This window comes from Streptomyces sp. AV19 (assembly GCF_015999245.1).
Taxonomy (GTDB): Bacteria; Actinomycetota; Actinomycetes; order Streptomycetales; family Streptomycetaceae; genus Streptomyces.
Window position 1 is genome coordinate 106,411 of sequence record NZ_JAEAMR010000022.1, and the last position, 15,906, is coordinate 122,316.

Below are 15,906 nucleotides of genomic sequence, written 5' to 3' on the forward strand. Positions count from 1 at the left end.
CGTCTGGGGGTTGCCCCCTCCGGGGAGTTTGAGGACGAACGCGGCGCAGCCGCGTCGACCCGCGCGGAGCGCGAAGAAACGGTGAAAGGGCGGGGCGGGGAGAAACCCCTACCCCGACGCCGCGAATCGCGGCACCCGGCGCTCGAAGAGCCACGGGCCCAGGGCGTCCTCCGCCCCCCGCCCCGCCATCCGTGCCGTGTGCGCGAGGAACGTCTCCGTGTCCGCGCTCCCGCCCCGTCGCGCCTCGTGCCACGTGCGCAGCACGCGGAAGAAGCGGTCGTCGCCCGCCGCGAGGCGCAGCGCGTGCAGGGCGCAGGCGCCGCGGACGTAGACGCGGTCGTCGAAGAGGTGCCGGCGGCCGGGGTCGGTGATGCGCAGGTTCTGGCGGCGGCCGGCGAGTTCGTCGCGGGCCCGCCGCGCGAGTGTGTCCGCGTCGTCCTCGTCGAGGTGCTCGGACCACAGCCACTCGGCGTACGTGGCGAACCCCTCGTTGAGCCAGATGTGCTGCCAGTCGTCCAGGCCGACGCTGTCGCCGAACCACTGGTGCGCCGTCTCGTGGGCGACGAGTGTCTCCCAGCCGCGCCGCCCGTCCATGTGGTTGGTGCCGAAGACGGAGAGCGTCTGGTTCTCGACGGGGGCCGCCAGCTCCGCGTCGACGACGACCACGCCGTAGGACTCGAAGGGGTAGTCGCCGAAGAGGCCGGCGAAGGTCCGCAGGATCCGGCCCTGGCGGGCGAGGTCGTGGCGGACGTTCCCCTCCAGTCCGGCGGGGCAGGCGATGTGCACCGGCACGGGCGCCCCGGTCTCCCCGGCCGGCCAGGTCTCCCGCGTGAACCGCCCGGTGTAGACCGCCGCGAGGTAGCTGGCCATCGGCCCGGGGTGGTGGTACGTCCAGCGCGCCGCCCCGCCCGTCTCCCGGTGCTCGGTCAACGAGCCGTTGGCCAGCGCCTGGTGGCCGCCGGGGACGGTGATCGCGAAGGTGTAGGACGCCTTGTCGTCGGGGCGGTCGTTGCAGGGGAACCACGACGGCGCGCCCACCGGCTGGGAGGCGACGAGCGTGCCGTCGTGGTCGTCGCCGGTGCGGTCCCAGCCGATGGGGCCGAACTGAGAGGAGACCGGGCGGGGCCGGCCGCCGTAGCGGATGTCCAGCTCGAACGGCCGGCCCGCTTCGAGCGTCCGGTCCGCGGTGACCAGCAGCTTGCCGCCGCGCTGCCGGAAGGCGACGGGGCGGTCGTCGAGCCGTGCCTCGCGCACCTCGAGCCGGGCGAGGTCGAGTTCGACGTGGCCGACTGCGGTGTTGGCGACGGCCTCGATCCGGGCGCGGCCGTCGAGCCGTCCCGTGCCGGGGTCGTAGCCGAGCTCGAGGCCGTAGGCCAGGGTCCGGTGGCCGTACGAGCCGTGGCCGGGGAAGTAGGGCCGCGCCCGGTCGTGCCGTGAGCGCGGCCGGGGGCCGGAGACGGTCACGGCGGCGGTCAGCGGGAGCACCGCCGCCGCGAGCAGGGCACGGCGGCTGCATGTGCGTCGTCCGCCCATGTCACGCGGCGGCTTCCCGCTCCGCCGCGGGCGCCGGGGCGACCGGCGCCGGGCGCTCGCCGGCGATGGGGTTGCCCGCCCAGCGGGTGCCCGCCGGGACGTACTCGCCGCGCATGACGAGGGAGGAGGGGGCGACGGCGGTGTGCGCGCCGACGTGGGTGCCGGGGAGCACGATGCCGTGCGGGCCGAGCGAGGCCCCTTCGGCGAGGTGGACGGTGTCCATGCGCATGATCCGGTCGTGGAAGAGGTGGGTCTGCAGGACGCAGCCCCGGCCGACGGTGGCACCGTCGCCGAGGGTGATGAGGTCGGGTTCCGGCAGCCAGTGGGTGTCGCACCACACGCCCCGGCCGATCCGCACGCCCAGGGTGCGCAGCCACCAGTTGAGCACGGGGGTGCCGGTGAAGGGACCCGCCAGCCAGGGGACGGCCAGGGACTCCACGAAGGTGTCGTAGAGCTCGTTGCGCCACACGAAAGAGCTCCACAGCGGGTGTTCGCCCGTCCGGAAGCGGCCCATCAGCAGCCACTTCGCGGCCGTGGCGATCAGTCCGGCGACGAGGGAGCAGACGACGAGCAGCGGGATGCCGACGAGCGCGGCGAGCCCCGGCCCGCCGGTGATGAGGGCCTGCTGCTGGCCGATGATGACCACGTCGGCCAGCGCGAGGCCGCACATCAGCGGCAGGACGCGGCAGAGTTCGACGGCCGAGCGGGCCAGGACGAGGCGTCGGGGCGGCTCGAAGGTGCGGCCCGCGTCGGCCGTGGTGGCCACGCGGGGCAGCGGCATGGCGGGGCGGCCCAGCCAGGAGGTGCCGGGTTCGCTGTGCTCGGGCGCGTCGGACAGGACGCCGATCAGGCCGTGGTCGGGGACGGCGCGGCCGGGGCCGATGATGCCGGAGTTCCCGAGGAAGGCGCGCCGCCCGACGCGGGCGGTGCCCAGGCGCAGCCAGCCGCCGCGCAGTTCGTAGGGCGCGACGAGGGTGTCGTCGGCGAGGAACGCCCCGTCGTCCACGGTCAGCAGGGACGGCAGCGGCAGCACGGTGGACAGTTCGGCCCGGCGGCCGACCTTGGCGCCGAGCATCCGCAGCCAGACGGGGGTGAGAAGGCCGGCGTAGACCGGGAAAAGGTTTCGGCGGGCGCCGTTGAGCAGCCGGGTGATGAACCAGGCGCGCCAGGCGACGCCGCCGCAGGCCGGGTGGAGGCCCGGCGCGATGCCCCGGTTGAGGACGCGGACGGTGAGCGCGACGACCAGCATCCAGGACAGCGTGGTGACGACGGTGAGCACGGGGACGGCGAGCAGGACGCGCAGGGCGACCGAGCTCAGCGAGCCGCCGCCCTTGACCAGGAAGTAGGTGACGACCAGGGCGGGCGCGGCCGCGAGCAGCGGCAGCAGCGGCATGCCGGCCAGGGACAGGGCGTAGGCGGCGGACCAGCGGCGGGAGCGCCCGGCGCGGGGCTCGGGCCAGATGCCGCCGGGGTGGGCGGGGCCTCCGACGCGGTGGGCGGCGGCGTCGAGGCGGGCGGGCGAGCCGACCCAGGTCTGCCCGGCGGGCACGTGGCCGTCGAGGCAGGCGCCGGAGGTGAGTTCGGCCCGGGGGCCGAGGGAGGAGCCGGGCATCAGCATGCTGCGGTGGCCGGCGCGGGAGTCGGCGCCCAGCCGTACGGTGCCGACGTGCAGGGTCTCGCCGTCGATCCACCAGCCGGCGATGTCGGCCTCGGGCTCGACGCTCGCGCCGTCGCCGAACTCGGCGAGGCCGGTGACCGGGGGCATGGCGTGCAGGGCGACGTTGCGGCCGGCCCGGCAGCCGAGGGCGCGGGCGTACCAGGGCGCCCACGGGGTGCCCATCAGGGCCGGGACGCCGAAGGCGGCGACGGTCCGTTCCGCGGTCCACAGCCGCAGGTGGACCCGGCCGCCGCGGGGGTGGGCGCCGGGGGCGATCCCGTGGGTGAGCAGCCGGGCGGCGGCCGCGCCGACGGCGAACCGGCCGGGGGCGCTGAAGAGCAGGACCCAGGCGACGGCGATCAGCCACCACGAGGTGTGGGGGGCCCAGGTCTGCGGGGCCAGGATGCCGAGAATGTTGTCGGCGGCGGCCAGTCCGGTGAGGATGCGCAGGCCCTGAACGCCGTAGAGCACGGTCTGGACGAGGATCTGGGCGGCGCCGGTGCGGCGGCCGACGGGCCGGACGGGCCGTCTCGGCGCGGGGTCCTCGGCGGGGGTGTCGAGGGAGTCGATGTGCCCGGCCATGTCCGCGAGGACCGGGTGCCGGTAGAGGCCCGCGACGGAGACGCCGGGGTGGTGCTCGCGCAGGGCCGAGGCCATGCGGGCGGCGGTCAGGCTGGTGCCGCCCATGGTGACGAAGTCGTCGTCGGCGCCGGGCCGGACGCCCAGCAGTTCCTCCCACAGCCCGGCCAGGCGGGCGGCGGTGCCGTGCAGTTCCCCGGTCCGCGCGGGGCCGTCGTCGCCGGTGGTGGGCAGGGGCCAGGGCAGGGCGTCGCGGTCGACCTTGCCGGAGGTCCGGGTGGGCAGGTCGTCGACCTCGGCGAGGACGGGGACGAGGGCGGCGGGCAGCCGCTCGGTCAGCAGCTTTCTCGCGCCGCCGCGGTCGAAGCCGGGGCCCGGTACGAGGTAGCCGACGAGGAGCGGGGAGCCGGACGGGGTGGTGCGCACCGCCGCCGCGGCGCCGCGCACGCCGGGGAGTTCGCCGAGCGCGGCGTCGATCTCGCCGAGCTCGACGCGCCGGCCGCCCAGTTTGACCTGGTCGTCGGCGCGGCCGGTGAAGACCAGGCCCGCCTCGTCGGCGCGGACGAGGTCGCCGGTGCGGTAGGCGCGCTCGCTGTCGAGGGCGGCGCAGGGGCGGAAGCGCTCGGCGTCCTTGGCGGGGTCGAGATAGCGGCCGGTTCCGACGCCCGCGATGACCAGCTCGCCCTCGTCGCCGAACGGGACGGGGTCGTCGTTCTCGTCGACGACGGCGAGCTCCCAGCCGTCGAGCGGCAGCCCGATGCGGACGGGCTCGCCCGGTGTCATGCGGGCCGCGCAGGCGACGACGGTGGTCTCGGTGGGGCCGTAGGTGTTCCACATCTCGCGGCCGGGGACGGCGAACCGCTCGACGAGGCCGGGCGGGCACGCCTCGCCGCCGACGATCAGCAGCCGGACGCGGTCCAGGGACTCCTGCGGCCACAGGGCGGCGAGGGTGGGCACCGTGGAGACGACGGTCACCGCCCGCTCGATCAGCCAGGGGCCCAGTTCGTGGCCCGCCCGGACCAGGGAGCGCGGGGCGGGGACCAGGCAGGCGCCGTGCCGCCAGGCCAGCCACATCTCCTCGCAGGAGGCGTCGAAGGCCACCGAGAGGCCGGCGAGGACCCGGTCGCCGGGGCCCAGCGGCTCGTCCCGGAGGAAGAGCGCGGCCTCGGCGTCGGTGAAGGCCGCGGCGCTGCGGTGGGACACCGCGACGCCCTTGGGGGCACCGGTGGAACCGGAGGTGAAGATGATCCAGGCGTCGTCCTCCGGCAGCGGGAGCCGGGACGCGGCCGCCACCGGCCCGCGCCGGCCGGGGGCGAGCGAGCCGTCCGCAGTGACGATTCCGCAGACGTCGGCCTCCTGGAAGACCGTGGCCGCGCGTTCCTCGGGGTCGTCGGCGTCCACCGGCACGTACGCGGCCGAGCAGCGCAGGACGGCGAGGATCGACAGGTAGAGCTCCGCGGTCCCGGAGGGGACGCGGACGCCGACCCTGTCCCCCGGTCCGACTCCGGCCGCGCGCAGCCGGCCGGCCCGTTCCTCGACCGCCGCGCACAGTTCCCGGTAGGTGAGCACGCCGGCCTCGGTGTCGAGGGCGGGGGCCTCGGGGTGCGTGGCCGCCGTGGTGTCGAGGACGTCGATCAGGGTGCGCTCGCCGTGGGGCGGCGCGCCCGCGTAACGCGCCCGCCCCACCGAGGGGGCCAGTGGGGTGGGCGGCGTGGAACCTGAAAGAGTCGGGGACATGGCCTTACGCCTCAATTCGACGTCGGGGATGCGGACGCCCCGCGGACGTCCGCACCCACAGACGTCGCTCCGCACCCACGGGTTCGTACGAACGAGGCCAATGTTCCGTAAATCGAACACCCGGCGGAGATGTCTAGGGGCGGACTCTTTTCCACCGTACGTGTCGTTTCTCCGGAAAACCACGGTTTTCCCGGACCGGGACCTCAGCCGACCCTTGGCGAAGAGTTGACCTGCGGCTGAGGTTGTTTTCGGGAAAAAATTCCCCCGTTCGGGGCACCAGAACAGGGAACCGCGGGCTCAGTGCTCCATAATGCGGCCCGCCTCGACCTCGATCCGGCGGGTGGTGTGCACGGCGTCGAGCATCCGCCGGTCGTGGGTGACGAGCAGGAGCGTGCCGGTGTACGAGGCCAGCGCCGACTCCAGTTGCTCGATGGCCGGCAGGTCGAGGTGGTTGGTGGGCTCGTCGAGGACGAGCAGGTTGACGCCGCGGGCCTGGAGCAGGGCGAGCGCGGACCGCGTCCGCTCGCCGGGCGAGAGCGTCGCGGCCGGGCGCAGGACGTGCTCGGCCTTGAGGCCGAACTTGGCCAGCAGCGTGCGGACGTCCCCGGGGGCCAGCTCCGGGACGGCCGCCCCGAACGCGTCGAGCAGCGTCTCCGGTCCGAAGAACAGCGCCCGCGCCTGGTCCACCTCGCCGACGACCACGCCGGGGCCGAGCGAGGCGCTGCCCGCGTCCAGCGGCAGCCTGCCGAGCAGGGCGGCCAGCAGGGTCGACTTGCCCGAGCCGTTGGCCCCCGTGACCGCGACCCGGTCCGCCCAGTCGATCTGGAGGTCCACCGGGCCGAAGGCGAACTCGCCGCGGCGCGCCTCGGCACCGCGCAGGGTGGCCACCACGGCGCCCGAGCGGGGCGCCGCGGCGATCTCCATCCGCAGCTCCCACTCCTTGCGCGGCTCCTCGACGGTGTCCAGCCGCTCGATGAGCCGCTCCGTCTGCCGGGCCTTGGCCGCCTGCTTCTCCGTGGACTCCGCGCGGAACTTGCGGCCGATCTTGTCGTTGTCGGTGGACTTGCGGCGGGCGTTGCGCACGCCCTTCTCCATCCAGTTCCGCTGGGTGCGGGCGCGGGCCTCCAGCGCGGCGCGGGTGTCCGCGTACTCGTCGTACGCCTCGCGGGCGTGCCGGCGGGCGCGGGCGCGCTCCTCCAGGTACGCCGCGTAGCCGCCGCCGTAGAGGTTGACCTGCTGCTGCGCGAGGTCCAGCTCCAGCACCTGGTTGACCGTGCGGGTCAGGAACTCGCGGTCGTGGCTCACCAGGACCGTGCCGGCGCGCAGGCCGGTGACGAAGCGCTCCAGGCGGTCGAGGCCGTCCAGGTCGAGGTCGTTGGTGGGCTCGTCCAGGAGGAAGACGTCGTAGCGGCTGAGGAGGAGGGAGGCGAGGCCCGCGCGGGCGGCCTGGCCGCCGGACAGGCTCGTCATGGGGCGGTCCAGGCCGACGGTCAGGCCGAGTTCGGCGACGACCTCCTCGGCGCGTTCGTCGAGGTCGGCGCCGCCGAGTGCCAGCCAGCGCTCCAGGGCCGTCGCGTACGCGTCGTCGGCGCCCTTCGCGCCCTCGACGAGCGCCTCGGTCGCCTCGTCCAGCGCCGCCTGGGCCTCGGTGACGCCGGTGCGGCGGGCGAGGAACGCGCGGACGCTCTCGCCGGGGCGGCGGTCCGGCTCCTGCGGGAGGTATCCGACGGTGGCGGTCGGGGGGCTGAGGCGGAGGGCGCCCTGCTCGGGGCGGGTGCCGGTCTTTCCGTTTTCGCCGTCCTCGCCGGCTCCGGCGAGGAGGCGGAGGAGGGTGGACTTGCCCGCTCCGTTGGCCCCGACGAGGCCGATCACGTCGCCGGGGGCGACGACGAGGTCGAGGTGCGAGAAGAGGGTGCGGTCGCCGTGGCCGGCGGAGAGGTCTTTGGCGACGAGGGTGGCGTTCATGGCGGGTCGAGCGTACCGGGCCGGTGGGGCGGGGTTCGAATGGGTTCTTGCTCGCCGCCCCGGGCCGGGCGCCGGGCGGGGGCTTCGCCCCCTGCACCCCCGCAAAGCGGCTTCGCCGCTTTGTCCTCAATCGCCGGACGGGCTGGGTGCCCCTCCCCGCCCTTTCACCGTTTCTTCCGGGGCAAGCCCCGGGGCCCCGCACCGCGCTGCGCGCGGTAGGCGGGGGCTGCGCCCCCTGCACCCCGCCTCGGGGCTCCGCCCCGGACCCCGCAACGCGGCTGCGCCGCGTTCGTCCTCAAGCTCCCCGGAGGGGGCGACCCCCAGACGGGCTGGATAGCGCGCCCGGGCGCGAATTCAGCCCGTCGCCCCCTCCGGGGAGCTTGAGGACAGCGCCCGGAGGGCGCTTCGGGGGGCCAGGGGGCGAAGCCCCCGGTCAACGCGGCGAAGCCACGTTACGGGCCCCGGTGGGGGCGCAGGGGGCGCAGCCCCCGCCTACCGCGCGCAGCGCGGTGCCGGCCCGGGCGGAGCCCGGAAGAAACGGTGAAATGGGGGTGCCCCCTCTGGGGGAGGGGCCGGGGCACCTCACCCCTCCGCCACCACCACACCCCCGAACGTCCGCACAACCACCACCCACCCCCTCCCCACCGACCCCGCCCCCACCCCATGCGTCCCCGCCCCCAGCCGCCCCTCGAACAACTCCCCCACCCGCACCCGGCCCAGCCGGTCCCGGCGGTAGGACGTGACGCGCACGCGGCAGGCCGTCGACAGTTCCAGACGGGCCGTCCCCGCCTCCAGCGACAGTGCCGTCACCCGGGGATCGGGCACGCCCCGCGCCAGGGCCTGCTCGATGCGGGCGACCAGGACCGGCAGCGGGGAAGCGGAGTCGCCGACGAAGGCCGGGGACACGCCCGCCTCGGCGAACTCCCTTCGGACGGACGGCAGTTCCACGGAGGCGTCCGGCAGCACCACCCCGTACTCCCGCAGTTCCTCCGGCGCCGTGCCCGTCACGTCCCGCCCCACGTCCACACCGATACCGGCCGCGCGCAGGGCCGCCGCGAGGCGGGACAGCGACGCCGGGCGGCGGCCGAGGAGGAGCACCCGGCTCGGGGGCGGCGGAGGAGGAGGCTCCGCCGCGTACGCGGCCGGGTGGAAGCGGAAAGGGCCGATCCGGGCCGTCGCCACCGACGTCCCGTCCCGCCACGCGAAGTCCCGCCAGACGACGGCCCCTTCGGCGTCGCGTTCGACCGTCGCCGTCACCGCCCCGCACTCCGGCCGCCCCGCGCAGTCGGGGCATGCGTACAGGACATGCCGTCCGCCCGTCGGCGGCGGCGGAACGGCCGCCGGCAGCAGGCCGGAGGCGGTCGGCGGGAACTCCTCCAGGTCCGCCAGGCGCAGCAGCAGCGGTCTGCCGTCGACGGCGAAATCGACGAAGTCCCGGCGCGTCCGGCACGACGGACCGGTCAGGACACCGCCGGCGCGCGTCGCGTGCGCCAGCCCGAAGGCCGCGTACCCCGCGCGCCCCGCGTAACCCGCGTACTCCGCTGACATGTGCCGAGTATTCCCCGGACCGTTCCCGTTCGTGCGCCAACCGGGCCCAACACGGCGGGGCAGCAGGTACCTTCACCCCATGGCAAGCGACGTGATCGTGGTGGGGTCCGGGGTGATCGGTCTGACCACCGCCGTCCTCCTCGCCGAGCGCGGGGCGCGGGTCGAGGTGTGGACGCGCGAGACGGCCGCGCAGACGACCTCGGCGGTGGCCGGCGGGCTGTGGTGGCCGTACCGGATCGAGCCGGCCGACGCCGTCGCCGAGTGGTCGCTCGCCACCCTCGCCGTTCTGACGGAGCTTGCGCGGCGCCCGGAGGAGACCGGGATCCGGCTGGTGGACGGGGCGGAGGCGGGCACCTCGGTGCGCGAACTGGGCGCCTGGGCCCGCCGCGTGCCGGGCCTGCGGGACGCCGCGCCGAAGGAGACGCCGAGGGGCTGGGACCGCGCCGTCCGCGCCCGGCTGCCGCTCGCCGACATGCCCGTCTTCCTCGGCCACCTGCAGCGCCGGCTCGGCGCGGCGGGCGGCACGGTCACCCTGCGTCCGGTCAACTCCCTGGCGGACGCGGGCCGGGCGGCGCCCGTCGTCGTCAACTGCTCGGGCCTGGGCGCCGGTCACCTCGCGGCGGATCCGCACGTCCACCCGGTGCAGGGCCAGCTGGTCGTCGTGGAGAACCCGGGCGTGACCGAGTGGTTCGCGGCCGCGGCCGACGACCGGGCCGCCGACACGCTCTACGTCCTGCCCCAGCCGTACGGCCTCGTCCTCGGCGGTACGGCGCGCGCCCACGTGTGGGACCGCACGCCGTCGCCGGCCGTGGCCCAGGCGCTCATCGCCCGCTGTGCCCGGGTGCATCCGGGCCTGACGGGGTCGAGGGTGCTGGCGCACCGGGTGGGGCTGCGCCCGGCGCGCCACCGGGTCCGGCTGGAGGCCGGACGGCTGCCCGGCGGCGCGCTGCTGGTGCACAACTACGGGCACGGCGGTGCGGGCGTCACGGTCTCGTGGGGCTGTGCGCGGGAGGCCGTGGCGCTCGCCCTCACGGAAGGTGCGTGAGCGAGGGGACGCCCAGCCCGCGCGGGCGGTCCGCGGAGGCCGGCGGCGGTACGGCGCCGACACCCGACGTGGCGCGGGCGAAGGCCCGGTAGCCGCCGACGAACGGCAGGTCCGCCGAGGTCGCCGCGAGGTCCACGGTCAACTGCGGCGTGGTGGAGGCGGGTTCGATGAGCCCGGCGTCCGTGCCCGCGACGATCAGGGCCAGGCGGTGTCCGGCCGGGACGACGTGGTCGGTGGCGGCCAGGTCGAGGGTGATGGTGTAGGGCCGGCCCGGGGTCACGGCGCGGCCGTGCCGGGCGGACGCGTAGTGGCCGAGGTCCGCCCAGCCGCGGCTGAAGACGGTGCGGTCGACCTGCCGGGCGTCGGCCTCGGTGCGTTTGAAGCAGCCGGTGTCGCCGGTGGTGCCGCTCCCCCAGCAGGTGCGGTCGGGCAGGGTGCGGATGCCCTCGCCGTCGGCCGCGTAGTCGCGGACGGCGGCCGGGCCCAGGTCGACGAGGACGGCCGACAGATGGGCGGAGGAGGTGGACGGCGTCACGCGCAGCCGCACCGTCGAGGAGCCGGACAGGCGCAGGTCGCGGGTGAGCGGCCGGGTGACGAACCCGGCCTTCTCGGGCGTCGCCCGGTCGACCGCCGCCGACCAGTCGGCCTCGCTCCGCCGCGGGTCGTCGGTGAACCGCGCGGTCGTGCCCGGCCGGGCCTGGTCGAGGCCCAGCGTGCCGACGCCGGCGACGGGTCCGGCGGACGGGCGCAGGGTGGTCGCGCGGGTGCCGGCCGGCGGCCAGGCGCGGTCGGTGGACCACTGGTCGGGGGCGCGCTCGACGTCGGCCATCGGCTCGCGCTCGACGCCGTTGTCGTAGCCGAGCAGATAGTGGTCGAACCAGCGGTGCAGGGTGGTCACCCACGCCTCGCGGCGGAAGTCGAACGGGTCGACGTGCCCGGCCGACGACAGCCAGATCTTGCGCTCCACGCCGTTCGCGGCGAGCGCGTCCCACCACTGGCCGAGGTGCTTGGTGCGGACGTTGAGGTCCTGCATGCCGTGCACGGCGAAGACGCTGGCCTTCACCCGGGCCGCGTCGCGGACGTAGTCGCGCTCGGTCCACAGCGGCGTCCAGTCGCCGTTGCGCGGCGCGCCCTCGACGAGCCGGCGCTGGACGTCGGCGCAGCGGGCGTGGGCCTCGTCGCTCCCGACGCGGTGGGCGAGCCCGTCGGGGCCGCTGCCGAAGAGGGCGGCGCCCTTGGCGAAGTAGTAGTCGTACCAGGAGCTGATGGCGCCGATCGGGACGATGGTCTTCAGCCCGTCCACGCCGGTGGCGGCGACGCCGTTGGCGACGGTGCCGTCGTAGCTCTTGCCGATCATGCCGACGGCCCCGGTGGACCAGCCGGCCGTCACGGGCGTGCCGCCGGTGCGCGAACCGTAGCCGCGCGCGCGGCCGTTGAGCCAGTCGACGACGGCCTTGGCGGACTGGACGTCGGAGCGGCCGCCGACGTCGACGCAGCCGTCGGAGCGGTTGGTCCCGGCCAGGTCGACGAGGACGACGGCGTAGCCGCGGGGGACGAAGTAGTTGTCGTAGTGGAGCGGGAACTGGACGGGGTTGCCGCGCTCGTCGTAGGTCTTCTTCTGGCTCTCGTTGCCCCGGCCGCAGCAGGAGTAGTACGGGCTGGCGTCCATGATCACCGGTACGCGGCGGCCCTGTTCGGCGGGTTCCCGGGGGCGGACGATGTCCACGGCGACCCGGTCGGTGCGGCGGGTCCCGGTCCGGACCTCCACCCACACCGACTCGCGGACGGCGCGCGCGTAGGAGTGGACGGGTCTGCTCTCGCCGGATCCGGCCTGTCTGTGCTCGCCGCGCCCCCGGTCGGGTGCGGCGTACGCCTGACCGGGTGGCGACAGGAGGACGGCCAGCAGGGCGGCGAGGGCCGTCGCGACGAGGGTGGTCCACGGTATGCGGGTGTTCCGCTGGAGTTTCGGCACGGGCGGGACAGTACGCGTGTCAACTCCCGTGCAGAAGGGGAGCGGAGGAAGTTCAGGGTCTGCGGACGGGCACGGTGGCGGAGGTGAGGAAGAACGTCACGGCATAGGTGAAGCGGCCGTTCGCCGCCGCCTCGTCGAAGCGGCCGACGAAGCGTTCGGCCTCGGCCGGGGAGAGGTGGCCCTGCTGGGCCGCGGTGCGGGCCCAGTCACGGATGCCGTGGACGTGGTCGACGGTGCGGGGGTCGCGGACGACCAGCGTGTGCGCCTCGGCCGCCACGTCGTCCAGCCCGCGTTCGGCGAGCATGGCGGGCTGCTGGTGGGCGAGCGCCCCGCCGCGCACCCCGTCGTCGACGCGCAGGGCGAGGACGCGGCGGGCCAGTCCGGGTTCGCCGATGTCCAGCACCTGGGTGCCGTAGTCGAGGGCGGCGAGCACGACGCGTCCGCCGGGCAGCACGACCCGCAGCATCTCGTCGATGACCCGGCCCGGGTCGGCCACGTGCTGGAGGACGAGGTCGGCCCACGCGCCGTCGAAACTGCCGGTGCGGAACGGCAGATGGTGGGCGTCGGCCACCAGCGACGCGTGGACGCCGCCCGCCCGCGCCGCACCGGCCATGGCCAGGGACAGGTCGGCGGCGACCGCGCGGGCGCCGGTCTCGGCGGTCAGCGCGAGCGCCGTCGTGCCGGCTCCGGCGCCGACGTCGAGGAAGCGCTGCCCGGACCGGGCGCGCAGGAGGGTGCGGAGGCGTCGTTTGTAGGAGGTGTGGAACGGCGAACGGGTCCGCCGCCGCAGGGTGGTCACCAGGTGGGCGGGGTCGGCACTGGCATCCACGTCCGACCAGGGACGCGACAGCGTGTGTTGGGCCATGGCCGGTGATCGTAGGCCGGGCGGGGGCCCCGATGGGCGGTCCTGGCGGCCGGTCACCCCCGACGGTGACGGAACGGTCCTCCGGGGCCTTTCGGTGGCCGGAATCATTCGCTCCATGGGGTGTCCGCCCTCCGCGATGACGGCCGGATGTCAGTCACATGTCCGTATTCGGCATGGACATTCCCAGAGCGGCAATGAATGCATAGGCTGCGACCGATCTTCGTCTCCACCGGTCATCCGCTACCGGCCGTCCGCCCGCTACGAGTTGGAGTGTCCCGTGCGTCCCAGACTTCTCGTCCCCAGCGCCGCCGCTGCCGCCGCCTTCCTGCTGCTCGGGGTCCCCGCGTCGGCGGCCGACGGCACCCCCGGCGCCCCGGGTCTCGGCGACTCCTACTACCCGGAGGCCGGCAACGGCGGCTACGACGTCTCCCACTACGACCTGCGGCTGAAGTACCGGCCGGCGACGGACAGGCTGGAGGGCACGGCGACCCTCACCGCCACCACCACCCAGGCCCTGTCCCGCTTCAACCTGGACTTCCTGCTGGACGTCAAGGAGGTGCTGGTCAACGGGAAGAAGGCCGCCTTCGCGAAGACCGGCGTCCACGAGCTGGAGGTCACCCCGGCCGCCGCGCTGCCGCAGGGCAAGCACATCACCGTCGTCGTCCGTTACAGCGGAACCCCCTCCTCCGTCAAGGTAGGGAAATTCACCGCCTGGCAGCGCACCCCCGACGGCGGGGTCGTCGCACAGGAGCCGGAGTCGGCCGCCTGGTGGTTCCCGAGCAACGACCACCCGCGCGACAAGGCCACCTTCGACGTCTCGGTCGCCGTCCCCGACGGCACCCAGGCCATCAGCAACGGCGCCCTCGCCTCGCAGACCTCCAAGCTCGGCTGGACGCGCTACAACTGGCGCTCCACGCAGCCGCAGGCGCCGTACCTGACGACGCTGGCCGTCGGCAAGTTCGAGATCACGACGGACACGACGGCCAACGGGCTGCCGGTCGTCAACGCCTACAGCAAGGACCTGGGCGACCGGCTCGCCCCCGCGAAGGCCAGCGTCGAGCGCACCACCGAGGTTCTCGACTGGGCGAGTTCGGTCTTCGGCCCGTACCCCTTCACGGCGGCCGGCGGCTACGTGCCCAACGTCCCCACGCGCTTCGCGCTGGAGACCCAGACCCGGCCGTTCTACAGCCCGGCTCCCTTCGCCAACGGCGCCAACGTCTCGCTGGTCGTGCACGAGCTGGCCCACCAGTGGTTCGGCGACAGCGTCTCGGTGAAGAACTGGCGGGACATCTGGGTCAACGAGGGCTTCGCTTCCTACGCCCAGTGGCTGTGGTCCGAGAAGGAGGACGAGGGCACCGCGCAGGAACTCGCCGACTACACCTACGCCCAGTACCCGGCGGACGACGCCTTCTGGAAGGTCAAGCCCGGCGACCCGGGCGCGGACAAGCAGTTCGACGGGGCCGTGTACCAGCGCGGCGCCATCGCCCTCCAGGCGCTGCGCAACACCGTCGGCGACGAGACCTTCTTCGCGACCCTGAAGGGCTGGACGGAGAAGAACCGCTACGGCAACGCCTCCGTCCAGGACTTCGTCGCCTACGCGGAGCAGGTCTCGGGCAAGAAGCTCGAGCCGCTCTTCGACACGTGGCTGTTCACCACGGGCAAGCCGAGCGCCGCGAAGGCGGCGGAGGCGGGCATCGGCGGGCCGGCCGCGAAGGACGCGCGTTCCCTGGCCGCCGCGAAGCCGGGGAAGCCCGGGAAGCAGGCGAAGCCGGCGCAGCCCAAGTCGTGGCAGCAGATCCGCTCCGCGCTCGCCGCGCACCAGCACTGACGCGACGGCGGTCCTCGCCTCCCGGCTCTTACAGCGACGGTGGTACACCACTACTGTTGAACCCTCGGAGAGCTGGGAGAGCGAGGCGCCGCGCATGGTCATGGACGAAGACGCCGGGGAAGCGGAATCCCTCGCCCCGGAATCGCTCACCATCGATGAACTGGCCGCCCGCGCCGGGGTGACCGTGCGCACCATCCGCTTCTACAGCACCCGCGGGCTGCTGCCCCCGCCCTGTCTCGGCCCGCGCCGCGTGGGCCGGTACGGGCCCGGGCACCTCTCCCGGCTCGCCCTGATCGAGGAGTTGCAGCACCAGGGCCTCACGCTGGCCGCCATCGAGCGCTATCTGAGCCGCCTCCCGGACGACCTCAGCGCCAACGACCTGGCCATCCACCGCGCGGTCGTGGCCTCCTGGGTGCCCGACGCGGCGGCGGAGACCAGCCGCGCCGAACTGGAGCGGCGCGTCGGCCGCCCGCTGACCGACGAGGACGTCGACAAGCTCGCCGCGATGAACGTGCTCCGGCGCGAGGAGGGTGCGGACGGGGAGGTCCGCTTCGAGGTGGACCCGGGGCTGCTGGGCGTGGGCGTCCAGCTGCTGGCCGTCCCGATGACGCTGGACACCCTGCACGCCGCCCGGACCGTCCTGCTGGACCACGCCCGTTCGACGGCGCGCGAGCTGACCCGGCTCTTCCACGAGGAGGTGTGGGGGCCGTACGCGGCGGGGGCGACGGACCCGGAGGAGGTGGAGTCGATGAAGTCGCTGTCGGCGCACATGCGGCCGTTGGTGGTGCAGGCGCTGGTGACGGCGTTCCAGCGGTCGCTGACGGAGGAGTTGCGGGCTACGTACGGGGGGTGAGCGGGGCGGGTGAGCGGGTGTGCGCTTCGCGGTGGGATGCCCCTGCCCCCTTTCGCCGTTTCCCGGGGAGACCCCGGACCCCAATCGCCCTTCGGGCGATGTCCTCAAACGCCGGACAGGCTGGATCGGCCTGCCTGTGCTTCGGCCTCGCCCGCTCCAATTGCTCCCTCGTGCGCGCCGGTTCGTCCCTCGGGCGGGCCACTTCGTCCGGTACGGGCCGGCGCGCACAGTCCGGCGCAGGCCGTTTCCGTGCGGGATTCCGGAGTACGGAACCGGGGGTTTTCCCCATGTCGTCCCCGGGTGTCCGTCCCGTAGCGTTCTTGG

9 protein-coding genes are annotated in these 15,906 nt (G+C 74.8%); 3 read left to right on the forward strand and 6 right to left on the reverse strand.

Annotated features, from left to right (window positions below; genetic code table 11):
* Positions 1-108: 108 nt before the first annotated feature.
* From I5Q34_RS28665 to I5Q34_RS28680, 4 genes are all read right to left on the reverse strand, one after another.
* Positions 109-1,533: a M1 family metallopeptidase gene (locus I5Q34_RS28665; RefSeq protein WP_199895355.1), complete on the reverse strand. Its 1,425-nt coding sequence runs from the start codon at positions 1,531-1,533 to the stop codon at positions 109-111.
* Between the two features lies 1 nt (position 1,534).
* Complete coding sequence (locus tag I5Q34_RS28670) at positions 1,535-5,506, reverse strand: Pls/PosA family non-ribosomal peptide synthetase (RefSeq protein ID WP_199895356.1); 3,972 nt, start codon at positions 5,504-5,506, stop codon at positions 1,535-1,537.
* 297 nt (positions 5,507-5,803) lie between these two features.
* On the reverse strand, positions 5,804-7,471 hold the full coding sequence (locus tag I5Q34_RS28675; RefSeq protein ID WP_199895357.1) for an ABC-F family ATP-binding cassette domain-containing protein: 1,668 nt from the start codon (positions 7,469-7,471) through the stop codon (positions 5,804-5,806).
* 582 nt (positions 7,472-8,053) lie between these two features.
* Entirely contained in the window at positions 8,054-9,019 is a 966-nt protein-coding gene (locus tag I5Q34_RS28680) for an oxidoreductase (protein ID WP_199895358.1), read from the reverse strand.
* A gap of 79 nt (positions 9,020-9,098) precedes the next feature.
* Here I5Q34_RS28680 and I5Q34_RS28685 point away from each other — a divergent pair, with 79 nt between their 5' ends.
* On the forward strand, positions 9,099-10,064 hold the full coding sequence (locus I5Q34_RS28685; protein ID WP_199895359.1) for an FAD-dependent oxidoreductase: 966 nt from the start codon (positions 9,099-9,101) through the stop codon (positions 10,062-10,064).
* Here I5Q34_RS28685 and I5Q34_RS28690 read toward each other — a convergent pair.
* Both I5Q34_RS28690 and I5Q34_RS28695 read right to left on the reverse strand, forming a co-directional pair.
* Positions 10,048-12,036 (reverse strand): Xaa-Pro dipeptidyl-peptidase, encoded by a 1,989-nt coding sequence (locus I5Q34_RS28690; RefSeq protein ID WP_199895360.1) that lies wholly within the window; start codon positions 12,034-12,036, stop codon positions 10,048-10,050. The two genes, I5Q34_RS28685 and I5Q34_RS28690, sit on opposite strands and share 17 nt — an antisense overlap.
* Positions 12,037-12,088: 52 nt before the next feature.
* On the reverse strand, positions 12,089-12,901 hold the full coding sequence (locus I5Q34_RS28695) for a methyltransferase domain-containing protein (RefSeq protein WP_234429682.1): 813 nt from the start codon (positions 12,899-12,901) through the stop codon (positions 12,089-12,091).
* A 277-nt stretch (positions 12,902-13,178) separates the two neighbouring features.
* Here I5Q34_RS28695 and I5Q34_RS28700 point away from each other — a divergent pair, with 277 nt between their 5' ends.
* Together I5Q34_RS28700 and I5Q34_RS28705 are read left to right on the forward strand one after the other, a co-directional pair.
* On the forward strand, positions 13,179-14,729 hold the full coding sequence (locus tag I5Q34_RS28700; RefSeq protein WP_199895361.1) for a M1 family metallopeptidase: 1,551 nt from the start codon (positions 13,179-13,181) through the stop codon (positions 14,727-14,729).
* A 100-nt stretch (positions 14,730-14,829) separates the two neighbouring features.
* Positions 14,830-15,582 (forward strand): MerR family transcriptional regulator, encoded by a 753-nt coding sequence (locus tag I5Q34_RS28705; protein WP_199896032.1) that lies wholly within the window; start codon positions 14,830-14,832, stop codon positions 15,580-15,582.
* Positions 15,583-15,906: the final 324 nt, after the last annotated feature.

Bases quoted from the DNA above. Each gene is read 5' to 3' on its own strand.
- I5Q34_RS28680 (WP_199895358.1), bottom strand. From the start codon at position 9,019: ATGTCAGCGGAGTACGCGGGTTACGCGGGGCGCGCGGGGTACGCGGCC.
- I5Q34_RS28695 (WP_234429682.1), bottom strand. From the start codon at position 12,901: ATGGCCCAACACACGCTGTCGCGTCCCTGGTCGGACGTGGATGCCAGT.
- I5Q34_RS28665 (WP_199895355.1), bottom strand. From the start codon at position 1,533: ATGGGCGGACGACGCACATGCAGCCGCCGTGCCCTGCTCGCGGCGGCG.
- I5Q34_RS28675 (WP_199895357.1), bottom strand. From the start codon at position 7,471: ATGAACGCCACCCTCGTCGCCAAAGACCTCTCCGCCGGCCACGGCGAC.
- I5Q34_RS28670 (WP_199895356.1), bottom strand. From the start codon at position 5,506: ATGTCCCCGACTCTTTCAGGTTCCACGCCGCCCACCCCACTGGCCCCC.
- I5Q34_RS28705 (WP_199896032.1), top strand. From the start codon at position 14,830: ATGGACGAAGACGCCGGGGAAGCGGAATCCCTCGCCCCGGAATCGCTC.
- I5Q34_RS28685 (WP_199895359.1), top strand. From the start codon at position 9,099: ATGGCAAGCGACGTGATCGTGGTGGGGTCCGGGGTGATCGGTCTGACC.